Annotated in this window: 21 protein-coding genes; 12 read left to right on the top strand and 9 right to left on the bottom strand. The window is 72.9% G+C overall.

Annotated elements, in window-relative coordinates:
* Positions 1-133: 133 nt before the first annotated feature.
* From JOD48_RS11980 to JOD48_RS11965, 4 genes are all read left to right on the top strand, one after another.
* On the top strand, positions 134-7,648 hold the full coding sequence (locus tag JOD48_RS11980) for a DUF5979 domain-containing protein (protein WP_204809215.1): 7,515 nt from the start codon (positions 134-136) through the stop codon (positions 7,646-7,648).
* 210 nt (positions 7,649-7,858) lie between these two features.
* Complete coding sequence (locus tag JOD48_RS11975) at positions 7,859-8,959, top strand: YihY/virulence factor BrkB family protein (RefSeq protein WP_204809213.1); 1,101 nt, start codon at positions 7,859-7,861, stop codon at positions 8,957-8,959.
* Positions 8,960-8,999: 40 nt separating this feature from the next.
* Entirely contained in the window at positions 9,000-10,226 is a 1,227-nt protein-coding gene (locus JOD48_RS11970; RefSeq protein WP_204809210.1) for an alcohol dehydrogenase catalytic domain-containing protein, read from the top strand.
* Positions 10,223-10,744, top strand: a complete 522-nt coding sequence (locus JOD48_RS11965) for a hypothetical protein (RefSeq protein ID WP_204809208.1) — start codon at positions 10,223-10,225, stop codon at positions 10,742-10,744. The genes JOD48_RS11970 and JOD48_RS11965 overlap by 4 nt, the downstream gene beginning before the upstream one ends.
* 9 nt (positions 10,745-10,753) lie before the next feature.
* Here JOD48_RS11965 and JOD48_RS11960 read toward each other — a convergent pair whose 3' ends face one another.
* Both JOD48_RS11960 and JOD48_RS11955 read right to left on the bottom strand, forming a co-directional pair.
* The gene (locus JOD48_RS11960) at positions 10,754-11,545 is read right to left on the bottom strand and encodes a glycosyltransferase family 2 protein (RefSeq protein ID WP_307824122.1); all 792 of its coding nucleotides are present in this window, start codon (positions 11,543-11,545) and stop codon (positions 10,754-10,756) included.
* A complete protein-coding gene (locus JOD48_RS11955) occupies positions 11,542-12,147 on the bottom strand; it encodes a DUF2238 domain-containing protein (protein WP_204809206.1) in 606 nt (201 codons plus the stop codon). Before JOD48_RS11955 ends, JOD48_RS11960 begins: the two co-directional genes overlap by 4 nt.
* Before the next feature lie 91 nt (positions 12,148-12,238).
* Between JOD48_RS11955 and JOD48_RS11950 the strand changes: the two genes are divergently transcribed.
* Both JOD48_RS11950 and JOD48_RS11945 read left to right on the top strand, forming a co-directional pair.
* Positions 12,239-13,573 (top strand): APC family permease, encoded by a 1,335-nt coding sequence (locus JOD48_RS11950; RefSeq protein WP_191789060.1) that lies wholly within the window; start codon positions 12,239-12,241, stop codon positions 13,571-13,573.
* Positions 13,574-13,654: 81 nt separating this feature from the next.
* Positions 13,655-14,614 (top strand): manganese catalase family protein, encoded by a 960-nt coding sequence (locus JOD48_RS11945; protein ID WP_204809204.1) that lies wholly within the window; start codon positions 13,655-13,657, stop codon positions 14,612-14,614.
* Positions 14,615-14,675: 61 nt separating this feature from the next.
* Here JOD48_RS11945 and JOD48_RS11940 read toward each other — a convergent pair whose 3' ends face one another.
* The 5 genes from JOD48_RS11940 to JOD48_RS11920 all read right to left on the bottom strand — a co-directional run bounded on the left by JOD48_RS11940 (position 14,676) and on the right by JOD48_RS11920 (position 19,073).
* Entirely contained in the window at positions 14,676-15,398 is a 723-nt protein-coding gene (locus JOD48_RS11940) for a glycosyltransferase family 2 protein (RefSeq protein WP_204809202.1), read from the bottom strand.
* On the bottom strand, positions 15,395-16,843 hold the full coding sequence (locus JOD48_RS11935) for a bifunctional PIG-L family deacetylase/class I SAM-dependent methyltransferase (protein WP_204809200.1): 1,449 nt from the start codon (positions 16,841-16,843) through the stop codon (positions 15,395-15,397). Before JOD48_RS11935 ends, JOD48_RS11940 begins: the two co-directional genes overlap by 4 nt.
* Positions 16,837-17,922 (bottom strand): acyl-CoA dehydrogenase family protein, encoded by a 1,086-nt coding sequence (locus tag JOD48_RS11930; RefSeq protein WP_307824121.1) that lies wholly within the window; start codon positions 17,920-17,922, stop codon positions 16,837-16,839. Before JOD48_RS11930 ends, JOD48_RS11935 begins: the two co-directional genes overlap by 7 nt.
* A gap of 126 nt (positions 17,923-18,048) precedes the next feature.
* A complete protein-coding gene (locus tag JOD48_RS11925) occupies positions 18,049-18,510 on the bottom strand; it encodes a hypothetical protein (RefSeq protein WP_204809198.1) in 462 nt (153 codons plus the stop codon).
* Positions 18,507-19,073 carry an RNA polymerase sigma factor gene (locus JOD48_RS11920; RefSeq protein ID WP_204809196.1) on the bottom strand — a complete coding sequence of 189 codons (567 nt, stop codon included), beginning with the start codon at positions 19,071-19,073 and terminating at the stop codon, positions 18,507-18,509. The genes JOD48_RS11925 and JOD48_RS11920 overlap by 4 nt, the downstream gene beginning before the upstream one ends.
* Before the next feature lie 166 nt (positions 19,074-19,239).
* Here JOD48_RS11920 and JOD48_RS11915 point away from each other — a divergent pair, with 166 nt between their 5' ends.
* The 6 genes from JOD48_RS11915 to JOD48_RS11890 all read left to right on the top strand — a co-directional run bounded on the left by JOD48_RS11915 (position 19,240) and on the right by JOD48_RS11890 (position 22,056).
* On the top strand, positions 19,240-19,800 hold the full coding sequence (locus JOD48_RS11915; protein ID WP_204809194.1) for an Asp23/Gls24 family envelope stress response protein: 561 nt from the start codon (positions 19,240-19,242) through the stop codon (positions 19,798-19,800).
* A 71-nt stretch (positions 19,801-19,871) separates the two neighbouring features.
* Positions 19,872-20,270: an Asp23/Gls24 family envelope stress response protein gene (locus tag JOD48_RS11910; protein ID WP_239527398.1), complete on the top strand. Its 399-nt coding sequence runs from the start codon at positions 19,872-19,874 to the stop codon at positions 20,268-20,270.
* A 23-nt stretch (positions 20,271-20,293) separates the two neighbouring features.
* A complete protein-coding gene (locus JOD48_RS11905; RefSeq protein ID WP_191789066.1) occupies positions 20,294-20,473 on the top strand; it encodes a DUF2273 domain-containing protein in 180 nt (59 codons plus the stop codon).
* Positions 20,466-20,915, top strand: coding sequence for an Asp23/Gls24 family envelope stress response protein (locus JOD48_RS11900; protein ID WP_191789067.1), 450 nt, complete (start codon positions 20,466-20,468; stop codon positions 20,913-20,915). The genes JOD48_RS11905 and JOD48_RS11900 overlap by 8 nt, the downstream gene beginning before the upstream one ends.
* Positions 20,912-21,472, top strand: coding sequence for a DUF6286 domain-containing protein (locus JOD48_RS11895; protein ID WP_191789068.1), 561 nt, complete (start codon positions 20,912-20,914; stop codon positions 21,470-21,472). Before JOD48_RS11900 ends, JOD48_RS11895 begins: the two co-directional genes overlap by 4 nt.
* On the top strand, positions 21,469-22,056 hold the full coding sequence (locus JOD48_RS11890; RefSeq protein ID WP_191789069.1) for a hypothetical protein: 588 nt from the start codon (positions 21,469-21,471) through the stop codon (positions 22,054-22,056). The genes JOD48_RS11895 and JOD48_RS11890 overlap by 4 nt, the downstream gene beginning before the upstream one ends.
* A gap of 81 nt (positions 22,057-22,137) precedes the next feature.
* Here JOD48_RS11890 and JOD48_RS20160 read toward each other — a convergent pair whose 3' ends face one another.
* Positions 22,138-23,742: a fused response regulator/phosphatase gene (locus tag JOD48_RS20160; RefSeq protein ID WP_191789070.1), complete on the bottom strand. Its 1,605-nt coding sequence runs from the start codon at positions 23,740-23,742 to the stop codon at positions 22,138-22,140.
* Complete coding sequence (locus tag JOD48_RS11880; RefSeq protein WP_204809192.1) at positions 23,739-25,463, bottom strand: ATP-binding protein; 1,725 nt, start codon at positions 25,461-25,463, stop codon at positions 23,739-23,741. The genes JOD48_RS20160 and JOD48_RS11880 overlap by 4 nt, the downstream gene beginning before the upstream one ends.
* Between the last annotated feature and the right edge of the window lies 1 nt (position 25,464).

Here is a 25,464-nt window from a genome sequence, read left to right as displayed (position 1 = left end):
AGCCGGTCTCGCGGACCAGGACCCGCGGACGGGCAGCACGACGACCGGGGCGACGGAGAGACCTGCCGGCAGGTCGGGATCGGACGGCGCACGAGGGCGCGCGCCGCTCTGACGGACGAGCGGAGGAACAGGGATGGGGAACGAGCGATCGAGGCACCGCCGGACCGGCAGGTCGAGGCAGCGCCGGTCCGGGCGGGCCCGCAGGGCCTGGGCAGCCACCGGCGCCGCCCTGCTGGCCCTGCCGCTGGCCCTCGTCCCCGCGATCCCGGCGGCTGCCGCCGACTGGGGCATCAGCAAGCAGGAGGTGCCCGGGGGACCGTACGAGCCAGGGGACACCGTCCAGTGGATCATCACCGTCTCCTGCTCGGACCCCAACGCCGACCCGTGCACAGACGCGGTGCTCACCGACTCGTTGCCCGACGGCCTCGAGCTCGTGTCCGCGTCGGTCCAGAGCGGCCCGGCCGGCGGTGAGATCGACGCCGACACCGACACGGGCACGGTCACCTACACCAACCCCGAGGTCCCGAACGGGGCGCAGGCCCAGATCATCGTCACCGCCCGGGTGTCCCCGGACCTGCCGTACAGCGCGGACGGCGTGCCGATCACCAACACCGCCACCGTCGTGGCGGACAACGCGGCGCAGCAGCAGGCCTCGGACGCGATCACCCCCGTCGTCCCGCTCGTCCTCGCCTCGACGACGACCAAGTCGATCGACCCGCCAGGGGCGCTCGCGGCCCCCGGGACCACCGCGACCATGACGATCGGAGCGACGAACACCTCGAACGACCCGGTCGACACCCTGGTTCTCCAGGACCCGGTCGACCCTACGGCGACCCCCAACCCGTTCACCTACCTCGAGTACACGGGGACGGGCACGGTCGTGCTCCCCCCGAACGCCGACACCGTGACCACGCAGTACTGGGACGGGGACTCGTGGGAGACGCTCGACGGCTCGGTCGACCCGGCGACCGTGCAGGGCGTGCGCTACACCTTCAGCGGCGACATCCAGCCAGGCGCGACCGCGAGCGTGCCCGTGCAGGTGCAGCAGAGCGACGCGGTCGACGACCTCACGGACGCCACCACCGTCACCAACGACGCGTCGTCCTCGGTCACGCACGCGGGCGGGACGTCGACGCCGACGACTGCGAGCGACACGTACGTCATCACCCCGCCGGACAACAGCGTGACGGCGTCCAAGAGCTTCTCGCCGACGACCGTGTCCGCGGGCGACCCGACGACCGTCACGATCGGGGCCACCAACACGGGTACCGCCGTCGACTCCCTGACGATCACCGAGCCCGCCCCCGGGACCGACAACCCGTTCGAGGGGGACGACCCGCTGACCTTCACCGGTTTCGGGCCGACGGGGGACGGCACGGGTGTGCAGTGGCCCTCAGGAGCGAACGGCGCGACCGTGACGTTCACGTGTGCCGACGGCTCGGCCCCCGAGGTCGCCGCGACCGCGCCGAACACGCTCCCCAACCCTCCCGGCGGGTGCGTCGTGGTCGGCTTCACGGTGGTCTTCACGGGCGACCTGCCGACCGGTGCCGCCGCCTCGATCCCTTTCACGGCGGACACGGACCCCGACCAGACGACCGACGACGTCGCGCACACCAACACCATCGAGGCCACGGTGCCGAGCGCGGACCCGGCCACGGCCCCCGCGGACCTCGTCACCCTGGTCGACCGGTTGGCGACGAGCACGACCAAGCTCATGTCGCCCTCGACGATCCCCGCGGTCCCGGGGCAGTCCGTGATCGTGCAGCTCCCCACCCAGCTCCTGCCGTTCGGACCGGACGGGTCGACGGCGAACGCGGACCAGGTCGTCGTCCAGGACCCGGTCGACCCGGCGAACCCCGGCGAGTTCTGGTCGAGCTTCACCGCGACCGCGGTGCGGACGACCGACGTACCCGCGGGGTCGACCTTGACGGTCAACTACTGGAACGGCAGCGCCTGGGTGCAGGCCCCGGCGTGCGGGCCGTACACCGGCCCGGCGACCGTGAGCTGCGAGCTCCCCGCAGGTGCCGGGGGCGTCCAGTTCGTCTACGACTCGACCGGCGACGGCTTCCCGCCCGGCACGCAGTTCCAGCCGAACTTCACGGCCGAGTACACGGGACCGGCCGACCGTGACACCCCGATCCAGAACTGTGGCGCGTCGAGCGCGTCGTCGGGCACGGTGGACCCGACCCCGCCCGCGCAGGGCTGCGCCTCGGTCGACCCCTTCCCCGTGGACGGGCCGGGCGCGCTCGAGTTCGTCACCAAGGACTTCCTCGGTGGGACCCCACCCAGCGTCCTCGCGCGCTCGGACGACCAGGTCACTGCACAGATCACCTGGTCGACCAACGGTTTCTCGGGCGTGGACCCGATGGTGATCTCGGACATCGCGGACCCGCAGAGCACCCCGATCGCGAGCTCGTTCTACGACGCGTTCGACCTCGTGAGGGTCGAGGCGATCGACACCGCGACCGACCCGCTGATCTCCTACGACCAGGTGACGGGCGTCGAGCTCTTCATCGGGGGTACGTGGGTTCCCGCGAGCGGCGACCCGTGCCCGTGCGTGGGGTCCTTCCCGGGGTACACCCTGTCTCCCGAGGAGCAGGCCTCGGCGACGTCGGTGCGCCTGACCTACGAGGAGTCGCCCGACCGCACCACGACCGGGGACCCGACCGCTCCGCAGCCCGGCGACGGCGTGGCGCGCTCGACCCTCGCGGACGGTCGTCACCTCGACCTGACCTTCCAGGTGCGGGACGACAAGCGGTCCGACCCGAGCGCCCCGGTGCTGGGCTCGACCCAGGGCACGCTCTACAACTCGACGGACCCAGGGATCGTCCTGGACACCGTGCGCGGCACGGGGACGTTCGACACGACCCAGTACACGGACACCGACACGGCCGACGTGCTCATCATCGACCAGCCTCTCAACGTGACCGTCGCCAAGGACTGGACCGGCGGTCCCATCTCGGTGCCGCCGTCGGACACCCCGGCGCAGTTCTACCCGACGACCGACGTGACCATCGCGGGGACCAACGCCTCGGCCGCGAAGGTGAGCCAGCTCCGGCTGGTCGAGCCGGGCATCGCGACCTCGGGCGACGTGCAAACGGCGCCCGGGACCAAGCCGTTCGACGCGTTCACGCTGCGGGCGATCACCCTGGAGCCCCCGGAGGGCGCGGAGACGACGACCGTCACCCTGACCTACCTGGGAGGCTCGACCGCGAGCTTTACCGAGGCAGAGGCGGAGGCGCTCGGCACGGGCGACCTGGCCGACGTCGTGGGTGTCGTGACGTCGTTCGACGGCCTCGTGGCTCCCGGCGCGACCGGCAGCATGGACCTCACGCTGCAGCTGCGCGAGAACGACCGCTACACCCAGACGCCCGTCACGGTCGCCGGGTACAGCCCCGTGCCGGACGGGGCGGTCGCGACGATCGCCGACCCGGGCGGCACCGATCAGGACGTCCGGTTCGCGTACGACGACGCGAGCATGGTCCTGCAGGACGCGGGGATCGCGCTCGACGTCGGCAAGACCTTCGACCCGACGCAGATCGTGGAGCCGGGCACCGGCCCCGTGACGATGACGCTCAGCGGACAGCCCCTCGGGCCGTCGCGCGCGGTCGAGATGGTCCTCGTCGACGACGACCCCCGGTTCTGGAACCAGTACGACTTCGCCGCGTTCGCGGGCGCCGCGCTCACCGCGCCCATCCAGCGGGTGCGCGTCGACGCCTTCACCGGGGGCGAGTTCGTGACGGGACCCGGTGGCGTCGTAGTGAACGGCGGCTCCTGGGTCCTGGGCGACGAGGTGGCCACGTTCGCGCTGCCCGACGGCGTGTCCCCGGCCGACGTGCAGGGCCTGCGGTTCACGTTCAGCCGGACCGACGGGTCGATCTGGGAGAATCCCGCGAACCCGACGCAGACCGTCCCGGTCTCGGTCGAGCGCCGGGAGGAGATGCGCACGGGCGGGCCGGTCCTGACGGACCTCGCGGCCAACGCGCCCGCCCCCGGGGAGAGCGCCCCGGGCGTCGCGACCAACACCGTGGACGGCACCGTCACGGGGGCGGACCTCGTCGTCGATCCCGGGTCGGGCGAGCTGGCACCCGTCTCGGCGACCGACACCGAGACGGCCCCGCTCGTCTACGCCCACGCGACCAACGGAGTTCAGGTGGTCAAGACGTTCGCCGGCGACGTGACCGGCGGCACCCAGCCTCCCGACGGGACGTTCCCGATGAGCATCGCCGTGACGAACACCGGCAACCGGGCGATCGGCGAGCTCGTGGTCGAGGACGCCCCGATGCCGACCGACGCCCAGGGCGCGCAGCTCCGGCTGGCCGACGTGGACGACCCCTACTCCTACCTGCTGACCGGTCCGCCACCGGCCCCCGCCGAGGGTGACCCCCTGCCGGTCGACCTCGACGAGGTGACGGTCACCCAGACCGGGGACCTGCTCGGACTCCGGTTCTCGTTCCCCGAGGGGACCGTGCTCGGGGTCGGCCAGACGTACACGATCACGGTCCTGGTGCGCTTCCGCGTGGGGCTCGCCCCGCAGACCCTGGTGACGAACACCGCGGGCGCGACGGCCGACCGGCCGTGGGACCAGTGCCAGACCCGGCTGGACGCACAGACGGGCGCGTGCGAGGCGGACGCCGACGTGACACCTATCCCCGCGGGCGTCCTCGCGCAGTCCAAGCTCGTGCGGCCGACGAACGACGACGCGCTGGCCGTCATCGTGGACCCCGCGTACACCGGGCCGCCGGTCGAGTGCACCCCGCTCCCGACGGGGCTCTACGCCTATCCGTGCACCCCGGTCATCGCGCCGGGGCACGAGCAGACGTGGCACGTGCGCATCGACAACGTCGGCAACCTGCCGATGAACAAGATCGTGGCGTACGACAGGCTCCCTGCGGTGGGGGACACCGGGTCCTCGTCGTCGACGTCCCCGCGCGGTTCGCAGTGGTCGCCGATCCTCACGAACGACCCGCCCCCCGCGCTCGTCAACGCACCGGAAGGCAGCACCGCGTCGTTCTTCTACACGACGGCCGTGGACTACTGCATGGACGACCTCACGGACCCGTTGGCCGAGCCCACCTGCCCGACGGACGACCCGGCGACAGGCTGGGTCCAGCTGACCGGCACCGAGGACGCGGCGCTGCTCGCGACGGTCACGGCGCTCAAGTTCGTCATCACCTTCCCCGATGCCGATCCCTTCCAGCCGGAAGAGTACGTCGCGATCGAGGGCACGACGCTGACGCCGGCCGTCCCTCCAGAGGCGGGCGACCGGTCGATCGCGTGGAACTCGGCCGCGGCGTCCGCCGTCGTCGTGACGCCGCAGGGCAACCTGAACCTCCTGCCCGCCGAGGGCACCAAGGTCGGTGTGGCCACCGCGACCGGGCCGCTCGAGGTGACCAAGCGGGTCGCCGGCGCGGGGGCGGTCAACGCCCCGGCCACGTTCGACCTGTTCGTCCAGTGCACCTCGGCACCCGGCACGCCCGTGGAGACCGTGCTCGACCCGATCCCGATCACGGTCGCGCGCAACTCGCCGGTCACGGTGCCGAACCTGCCGTACGGTGCCGTCTGCACCATCACCGAGGACGGCTCCGACGGCCAGACCGAGCTGATCGTCGGCACGGCGACGATCGGTGAGTCGCCCGACGTCACCACCATCACGGCGACCAACCGCTACGACCTCGCGAGCATCGAGGTGTCCAAGGACGTCGTGACGGACGCCGAGGACCAGGACGGCCAGCCGCTGCCGTTCGGCCCGTTCGAGGTCACGGTCGACTGCACCTTCCTCGGCGAACCGGTCTACGCGACCGGCTACGGACCTGACGACCCCATGGTCGTCGAGATCGAGGACGACCAGACGGTCGAGCTCGACGGGCTTCCTGTGGGGGCCGTCTGCACGGTCGAGGAGACCGGGACGGGCAACGCCTCGTCCGTCACCGTCACGGTGACGCAGCAGACGGATCCGCCCGTGACCACGCCCGGGGCGTCCACGACGCTCACGCTGGTCGCCGACACCGACGAGGGCGAGAGCACCAACGACGTCGTGCTCACCAACACCTACGACGTCGGGGGGCTCGACCTGCTCAAGGTCGTCGAGGGCCAGGGGGCGCCCACCTACGGGGCCGGGCCGTTCGCTCTCGCGGTGCGCTGCACGTTCGACGACGACGGCTCGGGACCGGGGGACCCGCGCGTCGTCTACGACGACACCGTCGTGCTCGGCGCCGGGGCACCCCTCGAGGCCCAGATCGTGAACCTGCCCGCGGGCGCGGTCTGCGACGTGACGGAGCCCGACGACGGCGGCGCGACCTCGACCACGATCGACCCCAGTCCGGTGACCGTCGCCGCAGGGACCGCCGTGGCCGTCACGGCGACCAACACGTTCGACGTGGGTGCCGTCACGGTGGACAAGGTCGTCGACGGCGAGGGCGCCGATCTCTACGGCGCCGGCCCGTTCACCGTGACGCTCACCTGCACGGTCGACGGCCAGGCGCTCTCCGTCCCGGGCGGGCCCACGCGCACCCTCGTGCCGGGGACGCCCGTCGTCTACGACGACCTGCCTGTCGGTGCGGCCTGCACGGTGGCTGAGACCGAGGACGGCGGCGCGTCCGCGTCGAGCATGACGGTCACGGTCGGCGGCGGGGCCGTCGAGACCGACGGCCCGTCGGCTGACGTCGTCGTGCCTCCCGTCGACGCCCAGGGGGCGCCCACCACGGTGGGCGTCGTCGCGACGAACACGTTCGACCTCGGGTCGCTCGTGGTCGACAAGGTCGTCGACGGCGAAGGCGCCACGCTGTACGGCGCCGGACCGTTCGAGGTGTCGCTCGCGTGCACCTTCGACGGCCAGGCGGTCGACATCCCCGGCGGCGCCGCGCGCGAGCTCGTCCCGGGTGAGCCCGTCGCGTACGTCGGCCTGCCCGTCGGCGCGCAGTGCGAGGTCACCGAGACCGCGACGGGCGGCGCGACCACCACCGCGGTCACCGCCGTGGGGGACGGCGAGGCGGGCGCCGTCGTCGTCCCGGCGGGAGACGCAGGGAGCGTCACCGTGACGAACACGTTCGACGTCGGCGAGGTCCGCGTCGTCAAGACGCTGGCCGGCGCCGACGCCGCCGAGCACCAGGGCGACGTCTTCACCGTCTCGCTCGCGTGCACCCAGGACGTCGACGGCGTCCCGGTCGACGTCGTGGTCCCCGGCGGGCCCACGCGCACGCTCTCGGCCGCCGACGACTGGGTCGCGGTGTACGAGGACCTGCCGCAAGGCGCCACCTGCGTCGTGGGGGAGACGGACGCGGGTGGTGCGGACACGGTCCAGGTCGTCGTCGACGGCGAGAGCACGCTCACCGACCCGGCCACGGCCGTCCCGGAGTCGGTCGAGTTCGACCTCCCCGTGGGGCCGGACGTCTGCGAGCCCGTCGAGGTCGTCAACACCTGGTCGCCGACGAGCGGCGGCATGGGCGGAGGGACGGCCGTCCACCACGCGCTGACCACGGCCCTCACACCCACCGAGGTGGCGCTCGCCGCCGGCTGTGACCGTGCGGCACCCGACGGGGCGCTGCCCGGGACGGGTGTGGACCTCGCCAGGGTCGGGATGCTCGTCGCGATCCTGCTCGTGCTCGGGACGACGGCCCTGGTCGCGGTGCGTCGCCGGGACGCCTAGCAGGACGCCGCGTGCCACCGCGACGTGTCGCCCGGGTGGCGAGTCGGGCCAGGTCGCCTAGGTTCGAGGGAGGTCAGGAAGTGGCCGACCGGGAGCCAGGTGCACCGCGCCTCGACCTGGTCTCCCGGGGACCGATGCGCCGGAGGGCCCGCACCTTCGCCCGTCATGTCGTGGGTCGGCACGGTTGCGTCGCCCACGCGGAGGAACTGCATGAACGCCCCAGACACACGCCGGCCGCGCCCGGAGCCCGCTCCCGACGACCCGCGCAAGCCGGACTCGCCCACCGACCTGCACAAGCGTTCGTGGAAGCACGTCGCCCGGACGACGGTGCGTCAGTTCTCGCGCGACCAGTGCCTCGACCTCGCGGCGGCGCTGACGTACTACGCCGTCCTGGCCTCGGCGCCTGCGCTCCTGGCCGTCGTCTCGCTGCTCGGGCTCGTCGGTGACAGCGAGAAGATCGTCGACCGGGTGCTCGACATCGCGCAGTCGGTCGTCCCGGCCGACGCGATGGCGACGCTCACCCCGTTGGTCGAGCAGGTCGTGGGCGGCAGCGACCGCGCAGGCCTGGCGCTGGTCGTCGGCGTCGTCGTCGCGCTCTGGTCCGCCTCGGGGTACGTGGGAGCGTTCGGCCGGTCGATGAACCGCATGTACGAGGTCGAGGAGGGGCGGCCGGTGTGGAAGCTGCGGCCCGTCATGCTCCTGGTGACCGCCGCGGTCGTGCTCATGGCGGCGCTCGTCGTGGTCGCCCTCGTGCTCTCCGGGCCGGTCGCCCGTGCGATCGGGGACGCCGTCGGGCTGGGTCCCGCCGCCGTGACGACGTGGAACGTCGCCAAGTGGCCCGTGGTGCTCCTGCTGGTGATCCTCATCGTGGCCGTGCTCTACCACACGACTCCCAACGTCCGTCAGCCCCGGTTCCGCTGGCTGAGCGTCGGAGCGGTCGTCGCGATCCTCGTCTGGGTCCTCGCGTCCGTCGGGTTCGGCTTCTACGTCGCGACGTTCGCCTCGTACGACTCGACGTACGGAGCACTCGGTGGCGTGATCGTCTTCCTGCTGTGGCTGTGGATCACGAACCTCGCGCTGCTCTTCGGAGCAGAGCTCGACGCCGAGCTCGAGCGCGCCAGGGAGCTCCAGGGAGGCATCGCGGCCGAGGAGACCCTCCAGCTCCCGCCGCGTGACACGCGCGCGAGCGACAAGCGCAGGCAGAAGCTCCAGGAGGACGTCGAGAGGGGCGGCGAGATCCGCAGGGCCGCCGAGGCCGCCCGCACGAAGGACACGGAAGAGAGCGACACCCAGCAGGGCCGAAAGAGCTGACCGACCGACCGACCGTAGGACGACGAGAGGACGAAGCATCATGCGAGCACTGACGTGGCAGGGCCGGGAGAAGGTCACGGTCGAGGACGTCCCGGACCCGACGATCCAGGAGGCGACCGACGCCGTGATCCGGGTCACGTCGACCGCGATCTGCGGCTCCGACCTGCACCTGTACTCCGTCCTGGGGATGTACCTCGACGCGGGTGACGTGCTGGGCCACGAGACCATGGGGGTCGTCGAGGAGGTCGGCGCGAACGCCACGCGCCTCAAGGTCGGGGACCGTGTGGTGGTTCCGTTCGGGATCGCCTGCGGGACGTGCTGGATGTGCACCCACGGACTGCAGTCGCAGTGCGAGACGACGCAGGTGCGGTCCCAGGACAAGGGTGCGGCTCTCTTCGGCTACACCCGGTTGTACGGTCAGGTGCCGGGTGGTCAGGCCGAGTACCTGCGCGTGCCCCAGGCCCACTACGGTCCGGTCGTGGTGCCCGACGACGGCCCCGACGAGCGGTACCTCTACCTGTCGGACGTGCTGCCCACCGCGTGGCAGGCCGTCGAGTACGCGTCCGTCCCGACGGGCGGCACCGTGGTCGTCGTCGGGCTCGGTCCGATCGGTCAGATGGCCGCGCGGGTCGCGCGCCACCGCGGTGCGGGCCGGGTGATCGGCCTCGACCTCGTTCCCGAGAGGCTCGCCATGGCCGAGCGGCACGGCGTGGAGACCCTCGACGTCTCGGCGGTCGACGACGTCGCGGGCGCGGTCCGTGACCTGACCCAGGGGCGCGGTGCCGACGGGGTGATCGACGCCGTCGGGATGGAGGCCCACGGGTCTCCGGGGGCCTCCTTGTTCCAGAAGGCGGCGGGCGTCCTGCCGGACACCGTCGCCGGCGCGATCAACGAGAAGGTCGGTGTCGACCGCCTGGCCGCGCTCCTCACCGCGATCTCGCTCGTCCGCCGCGGGGGCACCGTATCGGTCGCCGGTGTGTACGGCGGCGCCAAGGACCCGTTGCCGATGATGGACCTCTTCGACAAGCAGGTCACGCTGCGCATGGGGCAGGCGAACGTCCGCCGCTGGGTCGACGACCTCCTGCCCCTCGTGGCCGACCCCGCCGACCCCCTGGGGGTCCTCGACCTGCGGACCCATCGGCTGTCGCTCGAGGACGCACCCCGCGGCTACGACCTCTTCCAGAAGAAGGAGGACGGCTGCATCAAGGTCGTCCTGGACCCCACGATCCGGACGGCGCCCGCTGCGGAGAACGGGTCCTCGCGATGACGACACCGATCGACGTCCGCCTGCTCGCGATCTACCTCAACGACCACGTGGCCGGAGCGACCGTGGGGGTGCAGCGGGTCCGGCGCATGGCGAAGGTGTACGACGGCACGGTCGTGGGGACGGCGGTCGCGCCGCTCGTCCCCCAGCTCGAGCAGGAGCGCGAGTGGCTCCTCGGGTGCCTGCGCCACCTCGACATCGCCGTGCGGCGCTACAAGGTGGTCGGTGCGTCGCTGGCCGAGAGGGTCGGACGCCTCAAGCTGAACGGGCATGTCCGCACCACGTCTCCGCTGAGCGCCCTCCTCGAGGTCGAGCTGCTGCGAGGCGCCGTCACGGGCAAGGCGAGCGGGTGGCAGACGCTCCTGGCCCAGGGCCGGGACCTGGGCCTCACGCCTGAGCAGGTCGCGGACCTCGACGGCCTGGTCGCCCAGGCGGACGGGCAGGTCCGGACGCTCTCCGACCTGCTCGAGGTCCTCCATGCCAGGGTGTTCCGCCACCGGGCGCCCGACGGCGGCAGGTAGCCGTCGGGCTCAGGGCGCCGTGCGGGAGGAGCGGTCGCGCCCGCCGCGCCGTCGCTCGGTGATCCGCGCCGCCCAGCGCTCCCACGGCGGGCTGACCGCCCAGTTCACGGCGAGAGTGTGCCAGGCCCACCGGAACCGGCGACCCAGGGAGTCCGCGGACTCGAACGTGCGGCCCGAGACCTCGACGACCAGCCGGCCGTCGTAGCGCACGCGAGCGCCGCTCCCGAGCTGGAAGCTCAGGTCGGCGTCGTCGTGGACGTGCGGGTCGTCGCGGTGGACCCGGTCCCGGACCTCCTGCCACGCGCTGGCTCGGAACGCCATGTTGGATCCCCACAGGGGCACGTTCGCGAGCGCGGCGCGCATGCCCCAGAAGTACCCGCGCATGTAGAAGACCCGCGTGATCCGGGCTCGCGCTCCGGGCAGGTCGTAGAAGCGGCCTGGGCCGGTGAGGGCGGTCATGTCGGGCTCGCGCACGAAGGCGGCATGGATCCGTTCGAGCCAGTCCGGGGGCGGGAGCGTGTCGGCGTCGCAGCGCACGACGACGCCATCGGCCACGGCGTCGTATCCCGTCGAGGCGGCAGCCGGGATGCCCGGGGACGGTTCGTGGACGACGCGTGCGCCGGAACGGCGTGCCACCTCGGCGCTGTCGTCACGGGACGCGTTGTCGACGACGATCACCTCGTCCGGCCGGTGCGTCTGCCGGGCGACCGCCTCGAGGCAGCGTTCGAGGTGCCGGGCGTCGTCCTTGACGGGGATGACGACGGTCAGGCGCACCGCACCACGCGTGGCGTACCCGCTCACGGGCTCCGCACCAGGAACAGGCCGGCCACGAAGGCGCCGACCCCACCGGCGACGAGGTCGCCCAGGGTGTCGCGATAGCCCACCTGGATGGCGGGGTCCACGTAGGTGGACCCCGCCCACTCACCGACCTCCCAGAGCAGCGCGAGCAGCACCCCCAGGCCCGTGGCCGCGACGACCGAGCCGAGCCGGGGTCGGCGGAGGTCGGTCGAGGGGAGCGGGTCGCCCCGGACCACGGGAGCGACGAGCGGACCGGGTACCCGCAGCGCCCCGAGGAAGACCAGGAGGGCGGTGGCGAGGACGGTCAACGCCGCGGTCGCCGCCAGGTGCATCGCGAGGTCGAGCCACGGCACCCGCGCGTAGAGGTCGAGCAGCGCGATCCACGCGGCGACGCTCAGGACGAGCCCGACCGCGGGATCGACGACGCCCCGGAGGCCGATCGCCCGCGGGATCACGGTGCCGAGCAGGACGAGCGCGAGGAGCGCCGTCGCGACCGGTCCGTAGAGCACGGTGCCCACAGGAACGGCGGCCGCCGCGAGGACTCGCACGAGATCCCCGACGACCGTGGCCGTCGGGGTGCGCCGCAGGGCCTTGTCGGTGGTCATCAAGCCAACGTAGCCACCCCGCCCACGACCCGCTCGGCGATGGAGCCTCCCGCCGGTCGCGAGTCGCGCACACCCGTGCGAGCCTGCCCAGATGTCTGCCACGACCACCACGTCCCCGTCCACGCCCCTGAACCGCTCGGTCGGGGGGCGCCTGCTCTACGTCTTCATCCTGGGCGACGTGCTCGGTGCGGGGGTCTACGCCCTGGTCGGCGAGATGGCCGGGAAGGTGGGTGGCGCCGTCTGGCTGCCGCTGCTCGTCGCCCTCGGACTGTCCCTGCTGACCGCGGGTTCGTACGCCGAGCTGGTCACGAAGTACCCGGCCGCCGGCGGCGCGGCGGTGTTCGCCGAACGCGCCTTCAAGGTGCCGATCGTGTCGTTCCTCGTGGGGTTCTGCATGCTCGCCGCCGGTGTCACGAGCGCGGCGGGTCTGTCCCTCGCCTTCGCCGGCGACTACTTCGGCTCGTTCGTGGACCTCCCGGTCGTGCCGGTCGCGCTCGTCTTCCTGCTCCTCGTCGCGGCGCTCAACGCACGCGGCATCCAGGAGTCCTTGCGCGCGAACGTGGCCATGACCGCGATCGAGCTCTCCGGGCTGGTGCTGATCGTGGTGCTCGCGGCCGTCGTCCTCACGCGGGGCGACGCGTCGCCGGGCAGGGCGCTCGAGTTCGCCGAGGGCACGACCCCGGCGCTCGCGGTCCTCTCGGCCTCGCTCATCGCGTACTACTCGTTCGTCGGCTTCGAGACCTCGGCCAACCTGGCCGAGGAGGTCAAGGACGTCCGGCGGGTCTACCCCCGTGCGCTCTTCGGCGCACTGATCACCGCGGGCGTCGTCTACGTCGCCGTCGGCGTGGCCGCCGTCGCCGTGGCACCCCCCGAGCAGCTCGCGGGCTCGACCGGGCCGCTGCTCGAGGTCGTCAAGGTCGCCGACGTCGTGCCGGAACGCGTCTTCGCCGTGGTGGCACTCGTCGCGGTCGCGAACGGTGCCCTGCTCACGATGATCATGGCGAGCCGCCTCACCTACGGCATGGCGCGGCAGGGTCTGCTGCCCGCGGGGCTGGCCCGGGTGCTCCCCGGTCGCCGGACCCCGTGGGTCGCGATCATCGCGACGACCGCCGTGGCCATGGGCCTCGTCTTCACGGGGGACCTGGGTGCGCTCGCGGAGACCGTGGTGCTCCTGCTCCTCGTGGTCTTCATCAGCACCAACGTCGCGGTGCTGGTCCTGCGCAAGGACACCGTCGAGGAGGGCCACTTCCGCGTCGCGACCATCGTGCCGGTCCTCGGGACCGCCAGCTGCGTCCTGCTCCTGACCCAGCAGGCCGGGCAGACGTGGCTCCGGGCGGGGGCGCTCGTCCTGGTGGGCGTCGTGCTCTACCTGGTCACGCTGCTCGCCCGCCGTCGGACGGGCGCGCCGACCCGCGGCGACCGATGATCGACCGCGGTCCCCAGATGCCAGGGGTCCGGGAGGGGCGCACGGTGGAGGACCACATCGGTTTCACCGAGGAGGCACGAGATGTATCTGCACGTGCAGCGACTGATCAACGACATCGTGGCCGACGAGCCGGACCCTGCGGCGGCGAACGCGCTCCAGGAAGGGTTGGGAGGGCAGTTCGGGGAGATGCGCACGATGATGCAGTACCTCTTCCAGAGCATCAACTTCCGTGGCCCCGCGGGAAAGCCGTACCGGGACCTGCTCCAGGGGATCGGGACCGAGGAGATCAGCCACGTCGAGCTGATCGGCACGACCATCGCCCGCCTGCTCGACGGTTCGCCCCGCTACAACGGGAAGAAGACCGACCCTCTCGACACCCCTGGCGCGGGCGGCAAGACGCCGCTCGACCTGGCGCTGGGGGTGGGCAACATCCACCACTACCTGGTCGCGTCGCAAGGCGCTCTGCCCGTGGACGCCGCGGGCAACCCGTGGAGCGGGAGCTACGTCTACAACTCGGGGAACCTGGTGCTCGACCTGCTGTACAACCTGATGCTCGAGTCCACCGGGCGCCTGCAGAAGTGTCGGATCTACGAGATGACGGACAACAAGACGGCGCGCTCGACGATCTCCTACCTGATCGTGCGCGACCAGGCGCACGAGAACGCGTACGCCAAGGCCCTGGAGACCCTGGGCGTGGACTGGGGCAAGGTCCTGCCGATCCCCAGGACGAACGCGGAGAAGTTCCCCGAGGTCAAGAAGCTCGTCGACCTGGGGCTGCAGTCCAAGCAGTACACGTTCGACCTCGAAGGTGCCTCGGAGGCCGGGCGCATCTTCCAGGGCATGTCTCCCTCCGGCGACGGCACCGAGCTCGACGGGACCGAGCAGGCACCTCCTGGCGTCCCGTCGACCATCGCCCGGGAGCGCTACGAGGAGTTCTCCCCGGGTCTCGATCCCGACCTGCTCGCCCTCATCCAGGCGACCGCGGACCTCGAGATGGCCGATGCCGCGGACCCGCTGTTCGTGCCGACGAGCAAGGCCTAGCGCGGCCCGTGCGCACACCGGTCGACGGCGGTGAGACCCTCCGGCAGCCGTGCGGAGGGTCTCAGCCGGTACCCACGGTCCGGACGAGGTCCTCGCGCAGGTGCCGTGCGTACCCCCCGGGGGTGCGACCCGTCGTGCGACCCGAGGTCAGGACCCGCCCCTCGTCGGAGGCCACGACGCGCGCGCCCGCGTCCCGGGCGCGCTCCACGAGGCCGACGTCCTCGTGCTCCGCGACCCCCGGGAAGCCGCCGGCGGCCAGGTAGAGGTCGCCGCGGATCCCCAGGTTCGCCCCGTGCACGTGCCCGTTCGCGTGCCCGACGGGATGCGTCGCCACCCAGGCGGCCCGCTGCGCGGGGGAGAGGTCGTCGAAGTCGGGACGCACCGTGCCGATCACCAGGTCGGCCCCCGCCTCCGCGAGCGCGACCTGGTGCGTGAGCCAGTGCGCGGGGACCGCCGAGTCGGCGTCGGTGCTCGCGATCCACAGCCGTGCCGGGCGGCCCCTGCCGAGCCGTCCTGTCGCCGCCTCGACCCCGGCGGCGCGTGCTGCCCCGACCCGTCGGCATCGGGTCTCCACCACGGTGAACGGTGAGGACCCGGCGAGCGAGGCCGAGCGGTCGGTGCAGTCGTCGAGGACGACCACGACCTCGACCCGCACGGCCGGTCGCTCGGCTCGCAACCGCGCGACCGCCACGTCGAGCGCGGCCAGGCAGCGGGGCAGCAGCTCCTCCTCGTCGTTCACCGGCACGACGACGGCCAGCCGGGTCACGCGGTCGGCGGCTCTCATGCGAGTCCGGCCTCCGCTGCGACCGAGCGCGCCGGCGGCCGGGCGAAGACCTCGAGCACGAAGTCCTCCTCCACGTGACGGACGACCCGCGCGAGCTCGGGGCGCGCGTCGAGGGCGGCGTGGACGTCGTCGCCCCGCAGCGGGTACTCGGGTACCGGGTGCCGCCAGTGGCACGCGACCAGGACGCCGTCCGCGGTGAGGGACCCGACCGCACGAGAGATCGCGGTCTCCAGGTCTTCCGCGCCGTAGTAGTACCCGACCTCGGAGAGCACCACGAGGTCGAAGAGCCCTTCGGGCCACTCGGCAGGCGTCTGGAGACGCACGAGCTCGACCTCGTCACCGAGCCGCTCGCGGGCTGCTGCGAGCGCGGCCGCGGCGACGTCGACCCCCACGAGACGGTCGCAGCGGGTGGCGAGGTCGGCGGTCAGGACGCCGGTCGAGCAGCCGATCTCCAGGCCGGCGCGAAACCGTGCACGCGGCAGTGACGCGAGGGTCACGGCGCGCTTGCGTTCCTCGTACCAGCGGGTCTCGAAACCCCACGGGTCGGCCCGCCCGCGGTAGAACGAGTCGAAGAACTCCGCCGGCAGGCTCTCGGACGGGGACGACGTCGTCGACGTCGAGGACTGGGCAGCCGAGGGCAGGGGCGTCGAGGGCTGGGTGGACGGGCCCGGGGCCTCGACGAACACCTCGACGTCGCGCTCGACGTGCCGCAGCATCTCCGGCCCGACCGTCGCCGCGTCCCGCGGGTCCGGGGACAGCGGCTCGACCTGCGACCGGTGCGAGGCCAGCGCGAGCCTCTTGGCGGCACGCTCGGGCGGCGTGAGCGTGAGCGCCCGCATGTGCTCCGTGCCCGCCGCGTCGTCGACGGCCGCCCAGTGCCACCACCAGACCGGGTACTCCAGGAGGCGGGCCCCCTGCTCGTGCGCGACCACGGCGGCCACCTCCCCGGCGATGCGGTGGTCGCGGTGACCGTCACCCCGCCACGGCGCGCACAGCAGGACCGGGCCGTCGTCACGGCCGGGCTCGTCCTCCGTCACCGCTGCGAGCACTGCGGACAGCCGTCGGCGCAAGGCCGCGCGGTGCTCCCGCAGACCCCCGTCCGGCAGCCCGAGGAAGACCACGGCGGCGCCGGGGGCCGCGACGTCGAGCGCGTCCAGGAGCTCTCGGCGGCGCAGGCCTGCGAGCCGCGCGGGCGTGAGGGTCGGGGAGTCTGGGTGGGACGCCTCGCCGTCGGTCGCGACGACGACCGTGATCGGCGTGCCCTGACGGACCAGCCGCGCCACGAGCCCGCCTGCCCCGAGCGACTCGTCGTCGGGGTGTGCGGCGAGGAGGACCAGGTGGGGCACGGCGTGGGGCAGGTCGAGGGGAGGCAACCGTTCCAGCAGACCGCTCGTTCTCCAGGCATCCTCGGTGGTGCCGGTGTCGCGATGGTCGAACGTCACCACGGCGCGCTCCCGCGGGCCACGAGGTCACGGCCCAGCGACGCGTCGTCGCGCTCGGCGTGGTGCTGACGGACGTACAGCCCGAGGTCGGCGAGCCGGCGGGCGTAGCCCTCGTCGGTCGTCATCGGACCGGGGCCCAGGGCGTGCGAGCACCGCTGCACGGTCTCCTCGACCGCACGGACGACGGCGCCGCGCACCCGCCGGGCGAGCACGCCCGGGGCGACCCCGAGGTCCGGCGCGCCGTCCACGACGAGGCTCGCCTCGACGAGCACGGCTCGAGCGCCGGTCAGCGCGACGTCGACTGCTCCCAGGTGGGCCAGCGTGAGCTGGTCCGGCTCGCGACGCCGGGTCGCCGCGTACAGCTCGCGCGCGAGGCCCACGGCCCCGCCCCACCAGCAGGCCGCGACACCGATGCCGCCCCACGCGAAGCCCGGGCGGTCGAGATACCACCCGGCGTCTCCGACCGGGACTGCCGTGGCGCCGTCGAAACGTACGGGCGCGCTGACGATCTCCGGGAAGCCTCGCGCGACCCACGGGCCGTCGTCAGGCTGGACGCCCGCCGTGCGCAGGTCGACCGCGAACAGACGTCGTCCGTCCGTCGTCCACGCCGTCACGAGGGCGTGCGAGAGCGTCGCCGCGAGAGAGCACCACGGCTTGACGCCCGTGAGCCGCCATCCCTCCTCGCCCTCCTGGGCCTCCAGGCGCACGCCGGGCCCCTCAGCGGCGAAGACGCCCCAGGTGCTGGTCTCGTCGGCGCCGATCGAGCGCAGGTCCGCCCCGCCCGGGACCTGCGCCAGGATGGCGAGCGCGTCGAGATGTGGTTCGAGGACCCGCGCGACGCCCACTTCGGCCGCGGCGGTCGAGGCGAGCAGCTCCCACAGGTCGAGCGTGCGCCCGGCACCCGGGGCAGGCGCGGAACGGCCGACCTCGGACGCCCAGGCCAGTGCCGCGACGACGTCCCCGCTCATCGTCGGCACCTGTGCGACGGTCGCCGCCAGGCGCCGGCTGCGCTCGTCGTCCTGGCGCGAGGGATCGAGGACGACGGCGGGGGGGTCGAGGACGGTGGTGCTCGGATCGGTCACGACTGCTCCTGTGGTCTACCGGGGGTTCCCGCAGACTAGGCGCGCTCCAGACCCCTCGCACGCCGCCGACACCTCGTGCGGCGTGAGGACGGTCACCTCGGTCTGCGACGCCAGGACAGGGTCGGGCTAGCAGAGGTCCTGCCGGGTGCCCGCGACGTCGGTGATCGCGACGTCGACGTCGACGGCGTCGACCGGGGGCGCGAGGTCACCGAGGACGGAGGCAAGCTGCGCCGAGGTGGCCCGACGGACGGTCGAGGCGAGGGGCAGGAGAGGTTCGTCGAACGCTGCGAGGATCTCGATCGTGACGGTCACGAGCCGGTCCTGGTCGTCGGTCGAGCAGGTGATCGTGAGGGGAGCGGCGCCCGGTACGGCGCCGACGGCCTCGCGGAGGGTCGCGACGAGGACGTCGGACGCGACGAAGTACTCGACGACGCCGGAGGGCGAGGCGGTGCGACCACGGACCGGGGCCGAGGGGCGGAACGCCGAGAGGGCCTTGAGCAGCGCGTTCTCACGGACCAGGGTCCACCCCTGGTCGGTGTGGCGGCGCAGCGCCTGGGTGGCGCGCTCGAGGACTGCGTCGTCGTTCATCGCCATCCCTTCATCCGCTCGGCCAGTGTCGCGCGGGCCCGGTGGAGCATCCCGCGGACGGCGTCGTGCGTCGTGCCGAGGATGTCGGCGATCTCGGCGTAGTGCAGTCCTTCGACCTCGCGCAGCAACCAGCACGACCTCTGCAACGGTGGCAGAGCGAGGAGGGCGATGTCGAGGGCTTCGACGAGTGCAGCGTCGAGCGCGCCCTGGTCGGGTCGGCGGGAGGCGGACTCGACGAGCTCGTCCGGCAGGGGGACGGGGCGGCCGGCGGCGCGACCTCGATGGCGGTACGCCTGCCGGGTCGCGATCCCGAAGAGCCAGGTACGGGGTGCGGACTCTCCGCGGAAGCCGGGGAACCCCGTCCATGCCGCGACCAGGGTGTCCTGCAGGCAGTCGGCCGCGACCTCCGGATCGTGGACCATGCGCAGGACGTACCGGTACATCGCCGGGCCGTGCCGGTCGACGAGGGCCGTGAACGCCTCGCGATCTCCCAGGGCAGCGCGGCGCGCGAGCAGCAGGTCCGAGACCGCCCCCGCGTCGCCACCAGCACCGACGGCTTCCATCCGTTCGACGATAGCTCCCGGTGGACGGCTCGCCATGGGCAGGGTTGAATGTGACCTAGATCACACTTTGTAGTCGTGACGTTCCGGCGACGGGGCGGCACTCACTGGAGAACGTCGCAGACCGCCCGACCGTCAGGGCGGTCGCCCCGAGCACGAGGAGCGAACGATGAGCGAGCAGAGCACACCCACCACGGGAGCCACGGCACCCGGCACGGCTGCACGTCCCGGCGCCGCCGGGCAGGCCGGACCTGCGCGCGGGACGGTCGACCGCCCCTCCGCGCTCGCCTCCGAGCACGGCAGCACGACCATCGCGGACCAGGTCGTCGCCAAGATCGCGGGCATCGCGACCCGCAACGTCCAAGGGGTCTACGCCGTCGGGGGAGGAGCGGCCAGGGCGTTCGGCGCGATCCGCGAGTACATCCCGGGCAGCGGGAGCGACACCACGTCGGGCGTCCACGTCGAGGTCGGGGAGCGCCAGGCCGCCGTCGACCTGGATCTCGTCGCGGACTACGGCGTGTCGATCGCCGACCTCGCCCAGGCGGTCCGTCGGAGCGTGATCACCTCCATCGAGCGTATGACCGGGCTCGAGGTGACCGAGGTCAACATCGACGTCAACGACGTCCACCTGCCCGGGGACGACGCCGACTCGAGCTCCGACCGGCGCAGCCAGCGTGAGCAGTCCTCCGACAGCGGTGAGGGCGAGGACGGTGGCGGGCGGGTCCGATGACCTCGTCGCCACCTCCCGCCTCAGCACGTGGTTCCTCGGGGGAGGGCCAGGAGACGGAGACACCCACCCCCTTGGACGTCGCCGAGGCGTTCGAGCACGCGCATCCGGGGACAGGGCTCGGCGAGCCCCTACGCCCTCCCTCCGGCCGCTTCCCGCCGCCCCTGCCCGACGACGTCGCCCAGGGCGAGACGGCCGAGAGGATCGTCGCCGCCGTGCTCGCCGTCCCAGGGGTCGTGCGACTGCACGCCGGGGTCTTCGGCGAGGTCGCCACGTACCTTCCCGGTCGTGCCGTCACCGGTGTCCGGCTCCGTCCCGAGGAGACCGAGGTCCACCTGGTCGTCTCGACGGACCGCCCGATCCCCGCGGTCGCTCGTGATGTCCACGAGTCCGTGCGTGCGCTGGCCCCCGGGCCGGTACGCGTGTACGTCGAGGACGTCGAGTCCCCGCCCTCATCATCGTCCGCGCTCTGAGCGGACACGTCCAAGGAGAGCACATGTCTGTGTCAACGATCGGTCTGCTGACCGGCATACTGCTGGCCCTCGCCGCGATCCTCGGAGGGTTCTGGGGGTTCGTCCTCGCGGCGGTCCTCGGCGGGGTCGGATGGGTCGTAGGAGCCCAGATCGAAGGGCGCATCGACCTCGGCGCTGCCTTCCGCAGCCGTCGCCATGTCTGACACGTCGTTCACCCAGCCGCTGCCCTCACAGGGCTGGGAGGCGGCCTCCTCGGACGAGACGGTCGACGCTCAGGAGCGGGGCGCGCTGCGCGTCGCAGACCGGGTCGTGGAGAAGGTCGCCCGTGCCGCCGTGCTCGGCGTCCCCGGGGTCGCGCCCGTCGGGGCCACCGCCGGGACCGTGGGGCGAGCCCTCGGCCGGACGTACCCGCACATCACCTGTTCCCGCGCGGGGGACCGTGCCCGGGTCCGGCTCGAGATCGCGATCGTGTGGCCGTACCCGGCCGCGGGGGTCGCCCATCAGGTCTGCGAGGCCGTGACCGAACGGCTCCGGGACCTCGCGGGGGTGCACGTCGACGAGATCCGCACCACCGTCACGCGCATCGTGGACCCGTCCGACGTCCTCGGTGCCACCGGTACGACCAAGGAGCGACGAGTCCTATGAGCACACCCATCGTCCCCTCCGCGCGGACCGTCCCTGCCCCGGCGAGGTCGCCGCGGGCCGGCCTCGTCCTGACGTCCTGGGCCTTCGTCCTGGCGATCCTGCTGCTGGTCGTCGCGGTCCTGGCCGGGCAGTCCGCAGTCGTGGCCGTGCGCGGGCAGGGCACGAGCTGGTTCCTGTCGCTCGCGGACGCCCTGGACGGACTCGAACCCGAGACGTGGGTCGGCGTGGCCGGGGCGATCGTCGCCCTGGTCGGGCTCTGGTTGCTCTGGCAGGCCGTCCGCCCCCGTCCCCGCACCACCCAGCGCGTCGCGGCGGCCAGCGGTGTCCACCTGCGCTCGGCCGACATCGCGCGCTGGGTGAACGCGACCGCACGAGACGTGCCCGGTGTGCTCGACTCCAGCACCGCGGTGTCGCGGCGCGCCGTGCGCGTGACCGTCCGCACGACGGGCTCGCCCGACATCCTGACCGACGTCGACGCCGAGGTCGCCCACCAGCTCTCGGCCCTCGACAGCCCACCACGCCTGAGCGTGCGGGCCGGGGAGGGGCAGCGACCATGAACCGCGCCGTCCTGAGGCTCGATCGCGTGCTCCTCGCGCTGGCCGGGCTCGTGCTGATCGTCGCGGGTGCCACTGCGCTGCTGTGGACCACCGGCACCCTGGCGCAGTACGTCGAGGGCGTCCCCTCCTCGCTCGACACGTCCGCCGCGACCGACGCCACGGCCCAGACGTGGTGGCCCTACGTCACGGGAGCCGTCGCCGTCCTCCTCGCGATCGTTGCGGTGTGGTGGATGCTCGCGCACCTGCCGTCCCGGGCCGTCCCCGAACAGGACCTGCCGGGCTCCACCCGCACGGAGCGCCTGCGGATCGACCGGGGCGCCGTCGCGGAGGCGACGGCTCGTGCGGCCCAGCAGATCCCCGGCGTCCGCAAGGCGACCGCCACACTGCGCGACGAGGGCCCCGAGCTCGTCCTCAGTCTCCTCGTGAAGGTCGACCCAGCCACCGACCTGCCCCGCCTCGCCACCCACCTCGACGACCTCGTCGCCGACGCGGCGACGGTGCTCCCCGACGACAGGCTCCGCTCCCGCACGACCGTCAGGATGAGGACCAGTCGCCGCTCCGACGCAGGGCCCCGTGTCGAGTAGCGGCCAGGACCCGCGCGAGGAGCGACCGGGCCGGAGGGACGGTCGGACGCGCGTCCCGTCGGCGGTGCTCGCAGCGTCCGACTAGATGGTCGGCCCCTGCGGCACCGCGTGACGACCGACCGCGACGACCGCGACGTCGTCCTCGCGGCCCGCGTCGTCGAAGGCGGAGACGAGACGTTCGCACATCGTCGCCGGGTCGACCCCGGCGTTCTCTGCGGCTAGGAGGGCCAGCCGGTCGAGGGCGTCGGGGAGGAAGGCCCCCCGGCGCTCCACGAGTCCGTCCGTCACGAGCACGAGCAGGTCGCCGTGCTGCAGCACGTCCTGGTGCACGGGCCGGCCGTCCGGGTTCGGCAGGCCGAGGAGGCGCGAGCCTTCCTTCACCTGGAGCACCGTGCCGTCCGCACGGACGACGAGAGCGGGCAGGTGGCCGGCGTCGGTGATCTCCACCGCGCCCGTCCGGGGGTCGAGCACGCAGACGCACACGGTCGCGTACTCGGGGTGGTCGCTGCGCAGCGCGTCGTTCAGGAGGTTCAGCGCGTGCCGGGCGTCGTGGCCCTCTCGGAGGTAGGCGCGGAGCGTGACACGCACCTCTGCCATCACCGTGGCGGCGCGGAGCGAGTGTCCCTGGACGTCACCGATCACGACCGCGACCCTGCCGTCCGGGAGGTCGAACGCGTCGTAGAAGTCCCCGCCCACGTCGAGGCGCGCGTCGGAGGCCTCGTACCGCGCGGCGACCTCGAGGCCACCGCTCACCTGCAGGCTCGACGGCAGGAGAGCGCGCTGGAGGGCGAGCGCGATGCGCTGCTCCTCCGCGAACGTCCGCAGGTTCGTGAGCGCGACGGTCGCGGCCTCGGCGAAGCGTCCGACGGCCGCCTGCTCCTCGTCCGTGAGGCTCTTGTCCCCGTCCTTGACCTGGACCCCTAGGCCGCCGACGAGAGCGCCGCTGCTGTCGACGAGCCACATGGTCCACCACTGCGACGGTCCGATGCCGGCCTCGTGGAGCAGGGGGCGCCAGGGTGCCGGGACCTCGTCTGCGCCGAACATGGCCGGGTTGACGTCGCCGGGGGCGAGGACTGCCGACGGCCCGCGGCCACGGACGAGTGCGGAACTCTCCGTCACGCAGACCGAGCGCAGCACGAGGCCGGCGTCGGCGACCACCATCGCGACCACGGCCCGGCCGAGGACGGCGCAGGCGCCGCGCGCGGTGTGGTCCACGACGGCCTCGTACGAGCGGGCCTCGTGCAGGGGGACCAGGGCGTTGGTCAGCGCTTCGAGACGGCGAGCCGTGCGCCCCGCGCCCCGCTGGGCGTCGTGGCGTCGGCACAGTGCGCTGATGGTCGCGAGGAACTCGTCCCGGTCGAGCGGCTCGGGCAGGTACGCGTCCGCGCCGCCTTCCAGACCGGCGGTCCGGGAGGCGGCGTCGACGGCGGTCGCGGACACGTGCAGGACGGGGATGTGGGCGGTCGAGGGGTCGGCCTTGAGCCTCCGGCAGACCTCGCCGCCGTGGATGTCCGGCAGGTTGACGTCGAGCACCATCGTGTCGATGTGCGGGTTCGTGCGGACGAGGGCCTCGGCGCCGGTCGCCGCCTCGATCACCTCGAAGCCCGCACGACGGAGCCAGCTCGACATGATGTACCGGTGCGCTGCGGTGTCGTCGACCACGAGCACGGTGTGGGGCGAGGTCACCGGGCCTCCTTGGCCCGCCGCAACGTCGCGACGAGGGTGTCACGGGAGATTCCCGCCTTGGGGAGGAAGAGGACGCCGTCGAGGTCGTCCCGCACGGGCAGGGACGCGCTCGACATGAGCACGGTCCCGGTCGCCGGGTGCGCCTCGCGGATCCTCGATCGGAGCGTCGGCCCGTCCGTGCCGGGGAGCCGGACGTCCAGGAGCGCGAGGTCCGCCGCGCCGTCGTGCAGCAGGGCCAGGGCGTGCGACGCGTCGTGCGCGACGCTGACGCGCGCGGCGTGACCCTGCAGCATCGCGACGATGACCGAAGCGAACGCCCGGTCGTCGTCCACGACGAGCACGTGCCCGAGGTCGCCGCCCTGGGGGACGACCTCGGTGCGCGCCGGCCTGGACGACACCTCGGACGGGAGGGAGGGCAGGCGGAGCGTGAACACGCTCCCGACGTCCGGCTGCGACGAGGCGACGAGAGTCCCACCGAGCGCCTCCGAGGTCCGCCGTGCGTACGGCAGCCCCAGACCTGTCCCGCGCACCGAGGGCTGCAGACGGTTCGGCACCTGGACGAACTCCTCGAAGACCGACTCGACGTGGTCCTCGGGAATCCCGAGGCCCGTGTCACGGACGTCGAACCGCACCAGGTCTCCCTCCCTCTCCGCACGGAACTCGATGTGCCCCTCGTCCGTGAACTTCGCCGCGTTCGCCAGGAGGTTGCGCAGTACCCTCGCGGCGAGGCGCCGGTCCGTCACCAGGACGAGGTCGGGCGGGGAGGAGGTCCTGAGCGTCACCCCGGGCCGCAGGAGCGGCAGGGTCGTCCCCTGCAGCTCGTCGAGCAGCTGGGCGACGTCGACGGGCGCCGGCTCTACGTCCTCGTGGCCGGCCTCGGCCCGTGCGAGGTCGAGCAGCTCGTCGACGAGCTGGAGCATCGTCGTGGCGCTCTCGCGCAGGTAGGTCGCCTGCTGGGCCTGGTCCGCGTCGAGGTGGGAGTCGGCGAGCAGCGACGTCAGCCCGAGGATCGAGTTGACCGGGGAGCGCAGCTCGTGGCTCACGTTGCGCAGGAAGCGGGTCTTCGCCTCGTTCGCGGCCGCGAGCTCGCGACCGCGCTCGTCGAGCTCGGCGTAGAGGGCGACGACCCCCGTGTTCGTCTCCTCGAGCTCGGACGAGAGCTGGTCGTACATCGCGAGCACCCCACGGTTCGTCTCCTCGAGCTCCGCGTTGAAGCGCCGGAGGTACTCCTTCTGCTGCGTCAGCTCGTCGAGGGTGCGCACGAGTTCCGTGTTCTGCACGCGCAGCTCGTCCAGCGCGTCGGCGACGTGGGCTGCGGCGGTGGACCGTCGGACGCGGGCGAGCGAGGCCTCGTCGACCCGGGCCGTGACGCTCAGCAGCTTGGTGAGGACGACCCGGGTGCCGGTCGGTTCGATCTCGAGGTCCCGGACGAGCCGTCGCGCCGCCGGGACACCCCCGTCGCTCGAGTCCCCGTCGAGCACGAACGCGACGTCGGGGGTGATCTCGGCGCGGAGGGTCGCCTGGGGGGTGCCCGGGACGACGGCGATGACGACGTCGGCGGTCCCGGTGGCGACGGCCGCTCTGCCCATCTCCGACAACGCGGTCGCGACGCGGACCTGGTCCTGGACGTCCAGCCCGAGCTGGCGGCAGATCTCACGGCCGGCGCGGCGCAGGGCGATCACGTCGGCGTCGGAGCGGAGCTGTGTGGCGAGGATGGGCATG

The sequence above is a fragment of the Oerskovia paurometabola genome, from assembly GCF_016907365.1.
GTDB lineage: Bacteria > Actinomycetota > Actinomycetes > Actinomycetales > Cellulomonadaceae > Oerskovia > Oerskovia paurometabola.
The sequence above is the reverse complement of the archived record's forward strand: the minus strand, read 5'-3'. Positions and strand labels throughout refer to the sequence as shown.